This is a genomic window from uncultured Sunxiuqinia sp. (assembly GCF_947495665.1).
GTDB classification, from domain to species: Bacteria; Bacteroidota; Bacteroidia; order Bacteroidales; family Prolixibacteraceae; genus Sunxiuqinia; species Sunxiuqinia rutila.
Genome location: NZ_CANLZV010000004.1, coordinates 18,522 through 36,018 on the forward strand (window position 1 = coordinate 18,522; position 17,497 = coordinate 36,018).

At 44.4% G+C, this 17,497-nt stretch carries 14 protein-coding genes; 5 read left to right on the forward strand and 9 right to left on the reverse strand.

All coding sequences use genetic code 11. The annotated features are described in order from the left end of the window. Positions 1–52: 52 nt before the first annotated feature. From Q1A18_RS06640 to Q1A18_RS06655, 4 genes are read right to left on the reverse strand one after another with little or no spacing between them, the layout of a single operon-like run. Positions 53–1,387, reverse strand: a complete 1,335-nt coding sequence (locus Q1A18_RS06640) for a SpoIID/LytB domain-containing protein (RefSeq protein WP_299578151.1) — start codon at positions 1,385–1,387, stop codon at positions 53–55. Between the two features lie 25 nt (positions 1,388–1,412). After that, complete coding sequence (locus Q1A18_RS06645) at positions 1,413–2,387, reverse strand: DUF4922 domain-containing protein (RefSeq protein ID WP_299578152.1); 975 nt, start codon at positions 2,385–2,387, stop codon at positions 1,413–1,415. Beyond that, entirely contained in the window at positions 2,387–3,835 is a 1,449-nt protein-coding gene (locus Q1A18_RS06650) for a glycosyltransferase family A protein (protein WP_299578153.1), read from the reverse strand. Before Q1A18_RS06650 ends, Q1A18_RS06645 begins: the two co-directional genes overlap by 1 nt. 6 nt (positions 3,836–3,841) lie before the next feature. Then, a complete protein-coding gene (locus Q1A18_RS06655) occupies positions 3,842–5,341 on the reverse strand; it encodes a family 10 glycosylhydrolase (protein ID WP_299578154.1) in 1,500 nt (499 codons plus the stop codon). Between the two features lie 703 nt (positions 5,342–6,044). Here Q1A18_RS06655 and Q1A18_RS06660 point away from each other — a divergent pair. Further along, the gene (locus Q1A18_RS06660) at positions 6,045–6,872 is read left to right on the forward strand and encodes an endonuclease/exonuclease/phosphatase family protein (RefSeq protein WP_299578155.1); all 828 of its coding nucleotides are present in this window, start codon (positions 6,045–6,047) and stop codon (positions 6,870–6,872) included. A gap of 99 nt (positions 6,873–6,971) precedes the next feature. Here Q1A18_RS06660 and mfd read toward each other — a convergent pair whose 3' ends face one another. Next, a complete protein-coding gene (gene mfd, locus Q1A18_RS06665; protein WP_299578156.1) occupies positions 6,972–10,295 on the reverse strand; it encodes a transcription-repair coupling factor in 3,324 nt (1,107 codons plus the stop codon). 333 nt (positions 10,296–10,628) lie between these two features. Here mfd and Q1A18_RS06670 point away from each other — a divergent pair, with 333 nt between their 5' ends. Next, entirely contained in the window at positions 10,629–11,498 is an 870-nt protein-coding gene (locus Q1A18_RS06670) for a hypothetical protein (protein ID WP_299578157.1), read from the forward strand. Between the two features lie 65 nt (positions 11,499–11,563). Here Q1A18_RS06670 and Q1A18_RS06675 read toward each other — a convergent pair whose 3' ends face one another. Both Q1A18_RS06675 and Q1A18_RS06680 read right to left on the reverse strand, forming a co-directional pair. After that, the gene (locus Q1A18_RS06675) at positions 11,564–12,907 is read right to left on the reverse strand and encodes a dihydroorotase (RefSeq protein WP_299578158.1); all 1,344 of its coding nucleotides are present in this window, start codon (positions 12,905–12,907) and stop codon (positions 11,564–11,566) included. A gap of 148 nt (positions 12,908–13,055) precedes the next feature. Continuing rightward, positions 13,056–13,793 (reverse strand): polyprenol monophosphomannose synthase, encoded by a 738-nt coding sequence (locus Q1A18_RS06680; RefSeq protein WP_299578159.1) that lies wholly within the window; start codon positions 13,791–13,793, stop codon positions 13,056–13,058. Positions 13,794–14,025: 232 nt separating this feature from the next. On the opposite strand from Q1A18_RS06680, the gene Q1A18_RS06685 reads away from it, so the two are divergent. Further along, the gene (locus Q1A18_RS06685; RefSeq protein ID WP_299578160.1) at positions 14,026–14,493 is read left to right on the forward strand and encodes a GNAT family N-acetyltransferase; all 468 of its coding nucleotides are present in this window, start codon (positions 14,026–14,028) and stop codon (positions 14,491–14,493) included. A 401-nt stretch (positions 14,494–14,894) separates the two neighbouring features. Here the strand turns inward: Q1A18_RS06685 and Q1A18_RS06690 are convergent, their stop codons facing one another. Both Q1A18_RS06690 and Q1A18_RS06695 read right to left on the reverse strand, forming a co-directional pair. Beyond that, a complete protein-coding gene (locus Q1A18_RS06690) occupies positions 14,895–15,383 on the reverse strand; it encodes a hypothetical protein (RefSeq protein ID WP_299578161.1) in 489 nt (162 codons plus the stop codon). A 104-nt stretch (positions 15,384–15,487) separates the two neighbouring features. Beyond that, positions 15,488–15,706, reverse strand: a complete 219-nt coding sequence (locus Q1A18_RS06695) for a hypothetical protein (protein WP_299578162.1) — start codon at positions 15,704–15,706, stop codon at positions 15,488–15,490. Between the two features lie 67 nt (positions 15,707–15,773). Here Q1A18_RS06695 and Q1A18_RS06700 point away from each other — a divergent pair, with 67 nt between their 5' ends. Next, positions 15,774–16,505: a hypothetical protein gene (locus tag Q1A18_RS06700; RefSeq protein ID WP_299578163.1), complete on the forward strand. Its 732-nt coding sequence runs from the start codon at positions 15,774–15,776 to the stop codon at positions 16,503–16,505. Between the two features lie 191 nt (positions 16,506–16,696). Then, positions 16,697–17,371 carry a Cthe_2314 family HEPN domain-containing protein gene (locus Q1A18_RS06705; RefSeq protein WP_299578164.1) on the forward strand — a complete coding sequence of 225 codons (675 nt, stop codon included), beginning with the start codon at positions 16,697–16,699 and terminating at the stop codon, positions 17,369–17,371. Positions 17,372–17,497: the final 126 nt, after the last annotated feature.

The window sequence follows — 17,497 nt, forward strand, 5'->3', positions numbered from 1 at the left end:
TCAGACACACTTTACACGGTCACCAAACTGGATACAACAACTTCAGCAAAAGTTAATAGCGTTTTTTCAACTGCGCCCCGCGAAAGTAATGTTTCAAAATAGCCTGGTAGTCATAGCCCTTCTCCCCCATAACCGCGGCACCAATCTGACAAAGACCTACGCCATGTCCCCATCCCGCTCCAATCAAACGAAAGCGCTGAGGGATCCCTTCTTCTTCATCCAAGTGATCAACAACAAAAGCCGAACTATACAGGTGTGACTCGGACAAGGCACGCCGAATTTCCAACTCCTTTCCAATTGTCATGGTTCGTTGGGTACCCGTAATTTTGAGTTTGATCAAACGCGATGAGTGTCCACGTTCAACCGGTTCTAGCCGGATCAGCTGACCAAAATCAATTCCCGTTTTTTTGCGAATCAAAGCTGAAAGTTCTTCTTGCGAATACTCCACCTGCCAACGATAAAAGTCGGCCGTTGCCTGGTCAAAATCGGGAAGAACCTGCGACAGCACCTGCTTGTCATCGGTATTGCAGAATGCGGGAGGGCTGCTCCGAATCCATTTGTCAGCTTCATCCTCTTTCCGCAAATCCACACAGGTTGTTTCCGCTTGATCCGAATCAACCACTTTCGTCAGGTAACTGTGGTAAACCGGTTCCCATACATTCTCAAAATTCTCCGAAATTCCCCCACAACATTTAGAGAAACGGGCGTCACAAATGTCCTCATTCAGCAACAGCACTTCGCCCAGGGTTTCATCAATTGCCTGGCTGGCCTTATCACTTATAATTTTAGTAATTCCCTGGTAGCGCTGACAATGATCATCAGCACACACATCAAACAAAGTATGATCCTCGCGATCGTACCAGCGAATCAATTCGCCATCGGTTTGCACGCTGGTTTGATAGTTTGTTGCCCGGGCTTTAAGTTTTTTGCTTTTTTCGATTTGAGCCAGCAACCAGCTACGCGAAATCACGGCATGCGCCTTCAGCAGCTCGGGAGAACTGGTCGCACTCATTTCCGAAGAAATGACCGAACGCAAGTATTCTTCCAAAGGAACCCGGTTGACAGCCCGTACCTTGCCCGCCTCAACCAGCAATTTCAGGTCACCGCAAAAACGTTGATTTTCCTTTTGTTCCCAGTGAAAATCGATCCCAATGATGACATCCTCCAACAAAAAGGAATCCGCCGGAGAGTTGGCTTGAAAAATAAACTCCCGTCCTTTCAGGCTTGTTCCGTCCGCAGTGGTCAATTCAATTTCACCGTTCAGTAAACTTCCTTCGAAACGCGATCCCAAAAGCCCATTGGGCAAAGCATAGTTGCCATCTAACTCAAAAGTGATTTTTTTTTCGGCCAGAATACCGACTTCAATTTCAGGTTGCTTGTTCATCATCGTTCGTTTTTTTTCGGGCCTGTCACTAAGGCCTTTGTTTTATCTTAGCTTTTAACTCCTCAAAATCCGCATCATTAATCGATACTTGTTCGTAAATGTCACGTAAGTCATCGGCAGTCAGTTGTTCAAAATCTTCCTTTCGGGGTAAAATAACCAGCCCGCCCATTTCTACCGAAGCTGGACTCAGCAGAATCTGGCCAGCCCCTTCAGCAAAAAACTGTCTCGGGCGTTGCTGATCTCTCGGAAAGAGAATCAGTTCCCATTCATTCGCCCGATAGTTGGCCAGCAGATTCATCATCGGCTCACCATCCTGCCCCCGTTCATCCAGGAAACCGCGTATCCGGTTCATCTGGACTTGCAGGGCTTCCTTTGATGCCGACCGGAAATAAAGCAGTTTCCGAAGATAGTTCCCCCCAACAGCCACAAGACGGGTCTTTTCATCCTGAAAAAGAACTTCGCCCCAACGGTTGGCCACTTCTTCAATTTCAGAATTGATGGGCATCAACTGATGCTTGCCGGCCTGAAAGTGGAAATGATCCGGCGCGGAAGCCCCGCATTTGGGGCCGTTGTAAAAAACGGTATACTCTGGTAATTGTCGGCTCAACTCCAGTAAATCGGGGAAATAAGTGGCTATTTCCTGCGGCAAATGACGATTCAGAGGAATGGTCAAGTGCTTCTCGAAAATCGGGAAAGGATTAATCAACACCGTATAATCTTCGCCAAAGGGCAGTCCCCGTTGTTCGGGCGGACGACTGTTGGCACATAAAAAACAAGCGCGTTGCTGAATGGAATGGGCATCGGTTTTGGCGGCAGAACTCCGAATTCTCTCCGGGTTAAACTGAAGTTGAATTTTAAACCCCTCAAACGAAATCGTTCGCGACTGCACTTGCTGCAAGCCCGAAAAGTTGGTTTTGGCTAACGGCCATGCTTGCTTTTGCTGCTCCAGCAAGGCATCTACCCTAAATTCAAAGTCCGACTGTTCCATGCCCGATTCCTGCATTAATTTTGATTCGCTTTCAGACGGGCTTTCAGCTCAAAGGTGCGCAAGCTGTCTTTGTACGCATTGTGGGCATTTTGCTTGGCAATGTCCAACGACGCGTCTGAGTTGTCTTCCCAGCGACGGCAACGGTAAATAGCCTGGTAAATCCGGCCAATTTTCCAGGTTCTGGAAATGGCCAGTCCCACCGCATAATCTTCACCATAACTGGTATTTGGAATTCGGATTTCGCGCAAAACAGGCGTATAGAAAGCACGCGGCGCACCCAGTCCGTTAATGCGTAAGGCGTTATTGGGGCCGTTCTCGGGGGTCCATTCTTTGTGATCAATCAGCCCCGGAGGAATTTCTTCCAAGGCAAAGTTGCACATCTGGTACGAGCCAATGACCATCGCACATTTTTCTTCATAGAACTTGTCCACCACCTGTTGCAAGGTCGTTTCATCAAAATACAAATCATCGCTATCCAGCTGGACGGCAAACCGACCACATTGGGGGTGAAACACAGCTTCATTCCAGCATCCGCCAATCCCCAAATCAAGCGAATCCGGAATCAGGTGAATTAAGCGTTCATCGGAATATTCCTGAAGCAAGGCAGTCGTTCCATCCGTAGAATGATTATCCACGACAATCAGGTTGAAGGGGAAATTCGTTTTTTGGGCCAGCACCGAATCCACGGCATCCCGAATGGTTTTAATCCGGTTACGAACAGGAATAACCACAGTGGCCTCAACCGGGAAATCGCCCGAGAATTCAACCGGTTTGAAATTAGGCTGCAAAAATCCACCGATTTTCTTCAAATGATCGGTACAAGCCTGTTCCATTTCCACCTGCTTTTCGCGGGCATTGCCACTCACATAGTCAAACTGCTTTTCACCCGACAGCCGCGTATCCGTTTCCGTCATGCTGAATAAAAATTCCGGCACACGACACAACTCGCCCATTCTCGAAGCCAGCAGACGCAAGGCATAATAACCAGCATGCTGATAAGAGGCCTGCTCTTTTTCGGTAAAAGCTTTCAGCACCTCTTTCCGGAAAAACTGAACCGGTCCAAAGTTAAAATCATCACGTAAACTTCCGGCTTGATAATCAATCACCGGATGATTGGAACGAACGCCTTCCTTGAACTCATAATAATCGGTATAAAGCATGGCTGCCTGACTGGCCTCCGCCAACTGCAACAAGCGTTCCAAGGCATAATCCCCCACTCCCAGCTGGGTGGGTTGCAAAGCCAGCAAGGCATACGAAGCCGTTGTTTTTTCAGCAATAAGCCGAATACTGTCTGTTGCCAAAAGCTGATTCGTCACCAAAGTTTCGGCCCCATCCAGCGTAACCGGCTGAGGGCTTAACACAAATACCGACTGAACCAGTGGTGACCTTCTCAAACATTCAATGGCTTGGCGGGTTTCCCCAGTTCCGGAAAACGCGATGAAACAATCTATCTTCGGATTCATAGTTTATTACAGTTTTATAATGACAGGTTCAGAGACAGGACTTTCGTTGTGTAAACGATCCAATCCTGAAACACGGAATTCAAAAATCTCTTTGTTATCCTTCTTGTTGAAGTGTAGCTTTCGCTCCTCAGTAATTTTGTAGATAAAGCGTGGATCGTTAGCATCAAACTTTTCCCCGGCCTTATTCCGATACACAATATAGCGCACGGTTTTATCCAACTCCGTCTCCAGTTTATCCGGCCGCCACTTCAAGGTTTTTCCCCATCCCTTTTTCACTTTTCGGGGAGTAGCCGGTGCCTGGTTGTCAATCCAGTCCATTTCGGGCACAAGCGCGGGGTACGTATAAAGTTTGGTTTGCAGGCTATCCTGAAAACCTAGTATGTCGCGGTAAAAATGTTTGGCACTATAGAATGCACTACCATCTATTTCGGGTATTTGACGTGTAATACGAACCTGATCGGGCAACTGCGTACACTGTCTCCACTCCATAATTCCTGAACCGGGATCGCATTTGTAAAGCGCGTGACCAACATACATGGCCCGCTCATAACCATGCAGTTTCCACCAGTTAGCCAGGGTTTCAAAATCAACTGCCGGATGCCCGATGTGCCAATAAAGCTGGGGCAGCAGGTAATCAAGCCATCCCTTCTCCATCCATTTGATAACATCAGCGTACAAATGGTCGTAATTGGTATTTCCGGCTGAAGATTGTGAGCCGCGCTCGTCATCTGCCAAATTTCGCCACACCCCAAATGGGCTGATTCCAAATTTCACCCAAGGTTTTACCGACTTAATGGCCTTGCTCAACTTCTCAATGGTTAAGTCCACATTCTCCCGTCGCCAGTCTTCCAGTTGATCTTCGGTATATTCACCCCGGTAATTTTTAAACGAGGTTGAATCAGGAAAAGCTTCCCCAATAATCGGGTATGGATAAAAGTAATCGTCAAAATGAATAGCATCCACATCATAACGACGCACCACATCAATCACGACATCGGTAATAAACTGACGTGTTTCAGGTAGTCCCGGATCAAAATACAGCGAGTTCCCGTATTTTACTACCCAGTATGGTTTCTGAAACGCAATATGATTTGCAGCAAGGGGCTCATCGTATTTCAAGGCCACCCGAAAAGGATTAAACCAAGCATGAAACTCCATGTTTCGTTTATGACACTCATCAATCCAAAATTGTAACGGATCGTAGCCCGGATCGCCTCCTGGGGTGCCCGTTAAATAGCGGGACCAAGGTTCTATATCGGATGGATAAAAGGTATCGGATGCAGGACGCATCTGAAAAATGACGGCATTCAGTCCAACTTGCTGAAGCTTATCCAGCAACACCAAAGCTTCCTTTTGTTGACTGGCAACACTCAGCCCGGGCTTCGAAGGCCAGTCGATGTTGGCAACCGTAGCTATCCAGGCAGCCCTGAATTCGCGTTTTAGGTTTTGTTGTGAAAAACCGGAGAGAAAACAAAAAACCAATACCAAACTTAGTTTTGCGCGCATACATTCGATTTTAAGGTCATTTCATTCGAGCCATAAAATTAGGCCTATTCTCTAATATTCTACACTCAAATAAACATCAATCGGATCGCATAAAAACAGGCATCCGTTTGAAAAGTCACTAAACTACTGATATTGTTAGAACTAATCAAATGCCAACTCATGCGAAACTTGTAATTAATGATTTACAGCATATTTTTCGCGTTCCATAAGCAGCCTGCTATTAGTTAAATGCAGCCACTTCTCCGCTCTAAAAGTTCACGATCAATCTTAAATTGCAGTTAAACAAGTGCTATTCAGAAAAGATTATTCAAAAATATCATTGCACAGCTTTTGATTTTTTTGGTATCTTTGAAGCGAAATCGAAATGTACTTGTTTTACGACAAGTATATTAGTAGCAAGCTGGGAGTTCGTTGTCTTTACGGACAACACACCACAATTCCCGGTAAGCTCATGGTTTATTAGGTTTAGTTGGTTTAGGTTAGTTCCCCGAGAGATCGGGGCGGAAAAGGCAGTCAGAGGACTGCCTTTTTGTCTTTAATAGACTTTATACAATAGGGAGCTTCAAAGTCCGTAAATCCTGAAAAAGAATTACAAAAAGGCCTCCACCCTCCAAGTAATTTCAAGCATAAACTTTCTATCTTTATGGATCTCACGAAAAAATTACCCATTTCGTATAAACTCATAACATTCAACCTGTAATTCATGAAAAACAAAAGCTTTCTTTTCACGGTCTTCTTTACGCTCTCCATCAGTCTTTTCGCTTGGAGCACCAATAAGAAATCACTGCCGTCCATTGCAACAAAGCAAGCCATCCGGGTGATGACCTACAATATCCATCACGCCAATCCTCCCGGAGAAGCGGGGGTGATTGATTTGGATGCCATTGCCCAGGTTATTCGCGACTCGAAAGCAGATTTGATTGCCGTTCAGGAGCTGGATAGCGCAGCAGAACGTTCACAAAATCAATTTCAACTGGAAATCCTGGCTCAAAAGCTGGATATGAATTTCCACTTTTTCCGCTCAATTCCTTTAGGAGAGGGATCATACGGTGTTGGTGTTTTATCTCGTTTCCCGATCAGCCAGGCACAAACAATCAAACTGCCCGAGCAGGCCGAGCACGATGCCGAAGATCGGGTGTTAGGCCTGGTTCTTGTTCAACTTTCGGATGAGCAGAAAATCTATTTCGCCTCGACACACTGGGATTACAAACACCTGGAAAACCGACTGCTTCAGGCGGAAAAAACCAATACGATTGCCTCTCAGCTTGATGCGCCGTTAATCATCGGCGGTGACTTTAATGATGTGACGGAATCCAAACCCATGGATGTGTTGCGTGAAGTATTCACCGATGCCAGCAAGGAGTTTGCCCTAACCATTCCTACAGTAAATCCAAAGAAAAGAATTGATCACATTCTTTATACCAACCCCAAAAGATTCAAAATAGGCTCCGAAGCAGTGATTACTTCTCCACTGGCCCAAAAAGCATCCGACCATCTTCCCTACTGGGTTGACCTGGTTATCGCGGACTAGTCTTCCATAAAATGAGCAAGGCCATCTCCAAACCTCTTTTGATACTTGAGTTTGGGGATGGCCTTTTTATTTTTCCAATGGCAACCGAGCTGCCCAAATTTACTGTTCAGCCGTAATTTCTTCCAAAATGGTTTTGGCTGCTGAAATGGTTTTGATGTGATCGAAACTGAGGCTCAACTTATCTTGCTTCTCTTTCATCCGGCACTTATCCGGATGGTGTTGCAGGTAATGCAATACTTTTGAAAAGATGGGCGACTGATAATAGTCTGATTTTTGATCGGCAATAAAATAGCAGATCATTTTTTTATTCTTCAGTATAACCCGCTCAACTCCCAATCGAATGGCCAGCCAGCGTAAACGAACCACTTCCAGAAGCTCCTTACTGGCAGCCGGCAGTTTTCCAAACCGGTCAATCAGCTCCAGCTCAAACTGCTGCAAGCTCTCTTCTGTTTCCAAGCTGTCCAACTGACGGTAAAGCAGCATCCGTTCCGAAATACTTTGGATATAACTGTCAGGAAAAAGCAGTTCCATATCGGTATCAATCTGGCAATCGTTAACAAATTGGTTTTGTAAAAATACATTGCCCGCCGCTTGTTGCTCTTCCTGAAAAAGCTCCTTGTATTCGCCTTGCTTCAGTTCCTGCATCGCTTCATTCAGAATACGATGATAGGTTTCGTAACCAATGTCCGCAATAAATCCACTTTGCTCAGCCCCCAGCAGGTTTCCGGCACCACGAATATCCAAATCGCGCATGGCAATGTTAAAACCACTGCCCAATTCCGAGAATTCTTCGATGGCACGCAAACGCCGACGAGCTTCAGGACTAACCGTTGAGAGCGGCGGTGCAAGCAAATAGCAAAATGCCTTTTTGTTGGATCGGCCCACACGTCCGCGCAACTGGTGCAAATCGCTCAAACCAAAATTCTGCGCATGATTAATAATGATGGTATTGGCATTCGGAATATCCAGTCCCGACTCAATAATGGTGGTCGCAATCAACACATCCTGCTCTCCGTTAATAAAATCGAGCATAATTTTTTCAAGCTTGGGCCCTTCCATCTGTCCATGTCCCACCACTGTTTTCACCCCCGGCACCAGCCGTTGGATGACTGCCTCCACCTCATAAATATTTTGTACCCGGTTATGAATAAAGAAGACCTGTCCGTTGCGGGCCAGCTCATAATTGATGGACTCACGGATAATCTCTTCATTAAATCCGTGCAATTCGGTAACAATCGGGTAACGGTTGGGTGGTGGCGTTTGAATGATGGATAAATCGCGGGCGCCCATCAATGAAAACTGCAGCGTTCGCGGAATCGGAGTAGCCGTTAAAGTCATGGTGTCCACATTCACTTTAAGCTGCTTCAACTTTTCTTTGACCGACACTCCAAACTTTTGCTCTTCATCCACAATCAGCAAGCCCAGGTCTTTAAACTTCACATCTTTTCCGACCAGCCGGTGTGTGCCAATCAAAATATCGATGGCGCCGGCTTCCACAGCTTTCAAAATCTTACGTACTTCTCCTGCAGGGCGCAGGCGGCTAATGTATTCAATTCGAACCGGGAAATCCGTTAACCGTTCAGAAAAGGTTTTGAAATGCTGCAAAGCCAAAATTGTGGTAGGCACCAAAACAGCTACCTGCTTGCTATCGGCTACCGCCTTGAAGGCTCCCCGAATAGCAATTTCCGTTTTTCCAAAGCCAACATCGCCACAAACCAGCCGGTCCATGGGCATTTCACGCTCCATGTCCTCTTTCACGGCTTGCGTGGCTTTCACCTGGTCGGGCGTATCTTCGTAAATAAAAGAGGCTTCCAGTTCGGTTTGCAAATACGAGTCGGGAGAAAAAGCAAATCCACGTTCTTTCTTCCGCTCAGCATAAAGCGCAATCAGGTCTTTGGCAATATCCTTCACCTTTTTCTTGGTGCGCTCCTTCATTTTCTGCCAGGCACCGGTTCCCAGCTTGTTAATCTTGGGCTCGACACCTTCCTTGCCTTTGTATTTTGAAATGCGGTGCAGTGACTGAATGCTCACAAACAACACATCGTTGTCGCGGTACACCAGGCGAATGGCTTCCTGAATTTTTCCGTTCACTTCGGTTTTTACCAAACCGGCAAACTTTCCAATACCATGATCGATATGCACCACGTAATCACCCTGATGCAGTTTGTTTAATTCCCGCAGGGTAATGCTCTCCTTCTGTGGCTTCCGGGTTTTGAGTTTGAAGCGGTGGTAGCGCTCAAAAATCTGATGATCGGTATAACAACACACCCGAAGCTGATGATCAATAAACCCTTCATGCAAGGTGAAATTCAGGTCAGTAAATTCCACTTTCAGATTCTGATCCTTAAAAATGGCATGCAAACGCTCAATTTGCTTTTCGTTGGATGAAAGAATAAAGTTGGTGTAACCCCCAGCTTCATTATCCTGCAGGTTCTTAGCCAACAACTCAAAATTCTTATTGAAAGCCGGCTGAGCCGAAGTATTAAAAGCGTAATGCGTTGTGGTTTTAAAGTAATTGGTTGTTCCTGATTCCAGACAAGTAAAACCAGCCAGAGCTGCCAGGAAATCATTCCCGGCGATAAACCGGTCACCCGGCAAATCGGCGTTATCAACAACTTGTTGAAAAGTCCCTTCAATCAAGTCGGCAACCAGCGAAATATCGCGAATATAAATACTGCTTTTCGGAGAAATAAAATGGAAAAAGTTGTCACGTTTCTCTTCTTCCAATCCATCCTGAATGTTAGGAATAATAACAATCTTTTCAAGATGAACTTTGGAAATTTGGTTTTCGATGTCAAAGCTGCGAATGCTATCCACCTCATCGCCAAAAAAATCGAGTCGGTAAGGGTCTTCGTGCGAGAACGAATAGATATCCACCAAGCTCCCACGAATGGAGTACTGACCGGGTTCCACCACAAAGTCGACCCGCTCAAAACCATATTCATACAACACGTCGTTCAAAAATCCAATCGACAGTTTATCCTTTTTGTGAACCTGAAAGCTATTGGATTCCAGCCCTTCGCCGGAGATTACCTTTTCGGTCAGCGCATCCGGATAGGTGACAATGCTGATTTGATTGTTCTCATGCAGCTGATTCAGCACTTCGGTACGCAGAATGATGTTTTCCTGTTCCAGCGAATCCAGGTGTCCGGCCCGCTTATAGGAGCCGGGAAAGAAAAAGAGCGGGGATGCTGTTTTCAGGTTTACCAGATCGTCGTAAAAATAAGCCGCTTCTTCCTTATCATTCAGTATAAAAACCAAAGGCTGGTCGTGTTTTTCAGCCAGAATAGAAGCCAATACCGTTTGAGAAGAGCCAACAAGCCCCGACAGGTGAATCTTTTCACCCGGGGTATTCATCGTTTTTAGCAAAGGTTGAATAACGTCCTGCTCTTCAAATACCTTTTTAAAATTTTGTAATTCCAAACCTCCAAAAAATTTCGCGTAAAGATACGTATTAGTTTGGGTTTGGGTTAGACTGCAAGGCATTTATTCAAATGAATTCCAATCGGATGAAGGGAGCTCAATTAGCCCAAAGGCCCGATTGCAAGGAGAATTACCAGGCAGTCAACATTGGCTGTTCGACACCCCCTTGAAGAGTAACTGCAAAAAACAATTACTACCGGTGATCAAATTAACCCGGCAAAACGGATAATAAAAAGAAAAAAAAGGCCATCAGAAAATAATTATTCAAACCTTCCCGTATATATAGATAAGAATAAACAGAAACGCCTTAACTTTGACTAAAATAATCTGATCATGAAGAAATTACTCATTCTTTCACTTGTGGTACTACTCGCCTCCTGCAACCAGAAAAAGTTAGACCGGATGCAAGTTGTACAAGATAGCCTGCAACAGGTAGCCGAAACAAAAGATGCCGCCATATCCGACTTCATTGGCACGATGAATGAAATTCAATCCAATCTGGATTCGATTAAAAAACTGCAAGAGATTGTCGATATTCAATCAAAAAGCAATGCGGAACCTCAGGCCACCAAGCGCCAGAGAATGCTGCGCGACATTGCTCTCATCAATGAGCTGTTACAAAAAAACAGGGAACTGGTTTTATCTCAGCAAAAAAAGATGGACTATTCCAGCTACAAAATGACAGAAATGCAGGAAATGCTGAATATGATGAGCAATCAGTTGGAGTCAAAAGATGCCGAAATTCTGACGCTTCAGGCTGAACTTGAAAAGCTGCAACTCAACATTTCAAACTTAAACCAGGACTTGATGGCCGCCCAGCAACGGACCCAGGAACAGGAAAGACTGCTGGAAGAGCAATCAACAACCATCGACCAAAAAGTATCGGAACTCAATACGGCCTATTATGTATTTGGGACAGCCAAAGAATTGGTTGAAAATGGAATTATTGAAAAAGAAGGCGGATTTTTAGGCATCGGTCGCAGCCTGAAATTTCGCAAAGACTTCAATCCCGATCTGTTTACAAAGATTGATATTCGTGCGGTGGATGAAATTGCGCTGAACTCGAAAAAGGCAAAGGTCATCACCACACACCCGGCAGCCAGCTATGAGTTAACCGGCGATGATGTAGTGGAAAAGCTGGTGATCAGCGACCCCGATCGGTTTTGGGAGACCAACAAATACCTAGTTATTGTAGTAAACTAAAACAACAAGAGGCCGTCTCCAGGCAAAGCATTGGGACGACCTCTTTTATATTTTAGCAACAACGATTACACCCTAAATTCCAGGCGTTTTCCCCGAACGTCTTTTTTAATTTCTCCCCGGTCGTAAGCCAACTGTCCATTGACAAAAGTTTTAGAAACCTGATGACTAAACTCGGTCCCTTCAAAGGGAGACCAGCCACATTTATAGATAATATTTTCAGGGCAAACCGTCCATTTTTTATCCGGATTGACTAAAACCAAATCAGCATAATAACCTTCGCGGATGTAACCACGACGATCGATGCGGAACAAATCTGCCGGTGCATGGCACATCTTTTCCACCACTTTTTCCACCGTCAGTTTTTCCTGGCTCACAAATTCGAGCATAGCCACCAAAGCATGTTGTACCAAAGGCCCGCCCGAAGGAGCCTGAAAGTAGGCGTGCGATTTTTCATCCAGCGTGTGGGGGGCATGATCGGTGGCAATCACATCAATTTTGTCGGTCAGCAAGGCTTGCCACAAGGCTTGCCGGTCTTCAGCCGATTTCACCGCCGGATTCCATTTAATTCGTGTACCGTAAGCGATGTAATCTTTTTCTTCAAACCAAAGGTGATGCACACACACTTCCGCTGTAATTTTTTTATCCTTCACCGGGCCGGCGTCAAACAACTCCATTTCCTTGGCCGTCGAAATATGCAAAACATGCAGGCGGGTTCCGAATTTCCGGGCCAGCTCCACCGCTTTAGAGGATGACTTATAACAAGCTTCAGCACTCCGAATGCGGGGATGACGCGATATCGGTACAATTTCGCCATACTTTTGGCGGTAAATTTCGGTGTTGCGCTGAATAATTTCTTCGTCTTCGCAATGCGTAGCAATTAAGGTCGGAGCCTGCTTAAAAATTTCGGAAAGAGTTTCTTCGTCGTCCACCAGCATGTTCCCGGTTGACGAGCCCATAAAAACTTTAATGCCGCACACCTGACTCGGATCAGTTTTCAACACTTCATCCAGATTATCGTTGGTGGCACCCATGTAAAACGAGTAGTTGACCGCCGAGACTTCCGACGCCCGCGCATATTTTTTGGCCAGCTCGGCCTGGGTGGTTGCCTGTGGTTTGGTGTTGGGCATCTCCATATACGAAGTGATTCCTCCTGCCAGAGCTGCCCGCGACTCGGTGGCAATCTCGCCTTTATGGGTCAGCCCGGGCTCACGAAAATGCACCTGATCATCAATTGCTCCCGGAATTAACAACTTTCCGCTCCCATCAATAACCGTTGCTTCGTTCATCAACGTTTCCGGAACCTCCTCGTCTTTAAAAATCCGTTTGATGAATTCATCTTCAATCAATAAACTTCCCTCAAAGCGGGTTCCTTCGTTAATAATCGTCGCCTTGTGAATGATGGTTTTCATGCTTTCAGTACTTTAAAATTCTCGGTATAAATTACGAAACAAAAATTGAAAAGGCTACATTTCTGCAGCCCTAAAATCCTTATATAAATCGGTTAACAGCGGTTTTTGTTCACCAATCAACCTACTGTTTTTCCGGTATAAACTCAGGTTAAGACTTATAGCCCGGATATTTTTTAAACCAGCTTCTCATCTTCATTTTCAGAATCCCCCACAAGGCTTCGTTAAAAATACCACCGCTCATTTTGGAGGTTCCTTCCTGCCGCTCAGTAAAAATAATGGGCACTTCCACTAAGTTAAACCCATGTTTCCAGGCAGTAAATTTCATCTCAATCTGAAAGCCATACCCTTTCAAGCGGATGTCATCCAGATCGATTGTTTCCAGCACACGGCGCGAATAGCACTTAAAGCCTGCCGTTGTGTCCATGATTTTCATGCCGGTAACCAGCCGCACATATACCGAAGCAAAATAGGACATCAACACCCGTCCCAACGGCCAGTTAATAACATTAATGCCTTTGATGTAGCGCGATCCAATGGCCATATCGGCACCTCCTTCGTTACAGGCTTTAAACAGGTTTTCCAGGTCTTGGGGCGGATGCGAGAAATCACAATCCATTTCGAAGATATAGTCGTACCCTTTCTCAAGGGCCCATTTAAAACCGGTAAGATAGGCAGTTCCCAAACCCAATTTCCCTTCCCGCTCAATGAGGTGCAGCTTGCCCTCAAACTCAGATTGCAAGCGCTTTACAATAGCACCTGTTCCATCCGGTGAGCCGTCTTCAATAATCAAAATCTGAAAAGGTGTTTGAAGTGAAAACACCGTTCGAATCATCTCTTCAACATTCTCCTTTTCATTGTAGGTTGGTATAATTACCAAATTCTTCATAGTGTTGTCATGGCATTAGTTATAGCTGCGAAAATAAGGATTTTAAGCCAGTGTTCATCTTTTTTTGTTCAGAATAGCTAATTCCTTGCCTTCAGCGGCCATGGCTCCAAAGTTCAAAAACACCCAATTGATCAACGCCAGGCCTTGTTACTTGTAAGAACAAGCAGCCAAAAAGGGGGTCTTTCCTCCGGGCTTTTTGAGCATTTTCATTACATTTAACCCCAAAAAAACAATGGATTATTCATTTGTACCCATCCAGCTCGACAACGAGCAGCACTGCCAGCAACTCATTCGTTTATTGGACCTTTACATGCAAGACGAAATGGGCGATAATGCGCCCATGCCCGAAGGCCAGGGGCCGAAAATTCTGGAAGGCTTGCGCAATTACCCTGGCTACCTTGGATTTTTTGCTGAAGCCGACGGCCAATATGCAGCCCTGGCCAACTGCAATAAAAACTTCTCCACCTTTCAGGCCAAGCCCCTGCTCAATATTCATGACTTTGTGGTGCACCCCGATTTCAGAGGAAAAGGAGTAGGCCGGTTCCTGCTCGACGCAATTGCCGACTTTGTAAAACAACAAGGCTATTGCCGCATTAACCTGGAAGTACGGCACGACAACTTCAACGCGCAAAAGCTTTACCGAAAAGCCGGCTACGACGACTGCTACGAACGCATGTATTTTTGGGAGAAAATTTTGTAAAACAATTCCGATTCAGCAAAGAATTTAATAATCGCGGTGCCCTCTGGCGCAAGTGTGTGCCCCGTGTTGTGCAGTGAAAAGCAAAAGTTTGCAGGCAAGGCATCGATTAAAAATCGTCGCCAGCGGTAGCTGTCAGCTTGTGAGCTACCGTTTACTGATGCGTTCTTTTCTCCTCCTTTTTTTTCAAGGAGGAGTGGCACCGGTATACCGCTGACGAGGTGGTTTTGTTGTTAAGGCTACAGTGTAAACGAGGCTTTTCTTTTCTTGCGGTGAAGTTGGAAATAGAATCTCCGTAACTGCCTGATTAAATCGGCACAGCTTATTTCAAAACTCTCCCCAAGCCCGCTTTACAGGCTTTTCTTAGCTAGTCCCGGCGCAGATTCCTTCCCTTGTTGTCTGTTTCAAAACCCTCGCAGGCCGAACTTTTCTCCTTCCGGTGAAGTGGAGGACTTAGGTCCTGCAGCGAATCGGTTCGTGACCTCGTACCTTTTTACGTTCGTAAGCTCGTGCCTTCGGGCTGTAGGTTTTTCAAATAGCTTTGACAATCCCCCCACCCGCCGGACGATGGTGCCTGGTAGCCAGACGAACTCAGCAACCCGCCAGACCATGGTACCGAACTGCCGGACGAACTCAGCGATGAGCCAGACAATGGTGCCTAATCGCCAGACGATCACAGCGACGAGCCGGACGAACCTGGAGAAAGGCCAGACGATGTCGGCAAGTAGCCAGACGATGGTGCCGAACCGCCAGATGAACTCAGCGACTCGCCAGACCATGTCGCCAACCTGCCAGACGAACTCAGCGACCAGCCAGACCATGTCGGCGGGGCGCCAGAACATCGGCAGGACGCGGCAAGCCGGGGAAATGACAGCATTTGAAAAATCGGTCATGCGTTCACCAACAAAAGCCCTAATCTTGAGGAACGGGGGAAATGGTCTTGGGTATACCCGGACTTAATAAGTATGCAGACCCTTATGAGAATTGAATTGCAAACTCAAGACAGCTCGCCTTGCGCTGCCGCTTCGCTCAACCAAAGAACAGGCAGGATTTCAGTTGTTTCGAACCAAAATAAAAATGCCCATCCTGATGTATACATTTTGTAAAGTTTTGTAAATTCATCGGCGAAACCTAAAAAGAAAAAACCAATGACAGGACTAACCAACGGACACCCACCGCACACAAGCAGCGTTTTAACCAACAAAAATACATCCAACTAAAGCGAATATATCCACAAGACTGTGGGGATACAAGTGTTAGTCATTATTATTAAAAACTACTTTATGAAATTATACAGAGGTCTAAATTTAGACAAAACAGAGATTGAATTTATTAGAAAAAATGGTGATCTGAATATGGACATTGGCGCTTGGTTGTTAAAACCCAAAATTGACCACCATGATTTGACAACTGAAGCTATTATTGAAAAAGTTTTGAATGAACCTGACAATATTGAAAGATATAACAGAGATTCAAAAGATATAACAAATATTGGAAAATATGTTACGGGATGTGTTCTTGGTGCATCAATATATAGTCATGACAATAATAAAAAGGAAGAAAATGTGATAATTGAAATTGAGGTAGAACCGCCTCAAGTTTTTATCGACGGTCGTGACTTTTTGTATAACTCATTTCCACGTTTAATTCAAGCTAACCAAATAGAACCTAATTTAAAGAATATGTTAGGCAATGCATTTGGCTGCAAGTTTATTCAATACCTAGAGAAAGCAAAACAACTTAAAGGGAAAGAAAGTAATAAGATTTTTAGACTTGTTGATTATATCTGCATGGATAATACAATTATAAAGTCACATTTTTTAAATCAAAAAGTTTTAATTCAGGGGAGGTATTCAACAAGATTTTTAAGTGCTTTTGCTATTATTGGAGGTATTAAACCGGAAATGATTATTGATATAAGAAAATCAGATTCAATTAATCGGCAGATACCAATTCAATATCTTCAGTCAAAATATAGTATCGAGCACTCCATGAATATATATGACATCAAATAACAATGTATATACATAATGTGGGGTAAGTACTAAATATGAACGACATAGCAATTAATAGGCGGCAGTGTAATTTGATAAGTTGGAGCTTTGAAATCCCGCACTACGCATATTCTTAACGTTGTGGTTAATTTAACCAAACCAAAAGCATCGGAAATAATATGAGGTTCAAAAGATTTGACCAGCATAAAATAATGAAGTTATTAATGCCAACGGTGACTGATTTTATTTCTAGGCAGACTCCAAAAGAAATAATAAGTCCTGCCTCTGACAAGGAAAAAGCTGCCATTGAAATCCTTATGGGAATAAATAAAATAACAGAGTGCTTAGACCAGATTTATTTTTCAATTGAAATGCTTTCTGGATTCAGAAAGAAAAAGAACAGCAAAATGAATCGTCATGATTATATAGTATTCATGATTGAATATTTCTATTTACGGATAACATCAATATTTGACAGATCATTACGATTCTCTAATCTAGTTTTTGACATTGGGTTACCTGAAAGGGAATGTCGAGAATCAACGATAATTAAAAATAGTAAGATAAAAGGGACAAAAGTTGAAGAATCCTTAAAAAAATTAAACAAATTCACACTCAATTTTAAACAAATCAGAAATCAAGTAGCGCATTCAGATGCATTTGAAGATCAAGAACTTTATCCTATTCGGGATTACTACTATTTAATTGAGGATGATAATCCTGGAAGTCTCAATAACTATAAGCACATTTTTAAAACTAGAACAGATAGATATGTTCATGACAAAAAAAATGAACTTACGGAATCGGCAGAACAAATTTCGGACTTGATACATGATTTTTTTGATTCAATAGTTCCTTACGTTGAAACAAGAATAAACGGAAAATAAAGAACCCCCTGCTACCGCGCGATTTCATTGCGTGATTTAATCAAAGTTATTGATGAGAAAATAGATTACACCCCTAATAATCCGGTTGAAGCAGGATTGGTTTTCAGAGCTGAAGATTATTGGTAT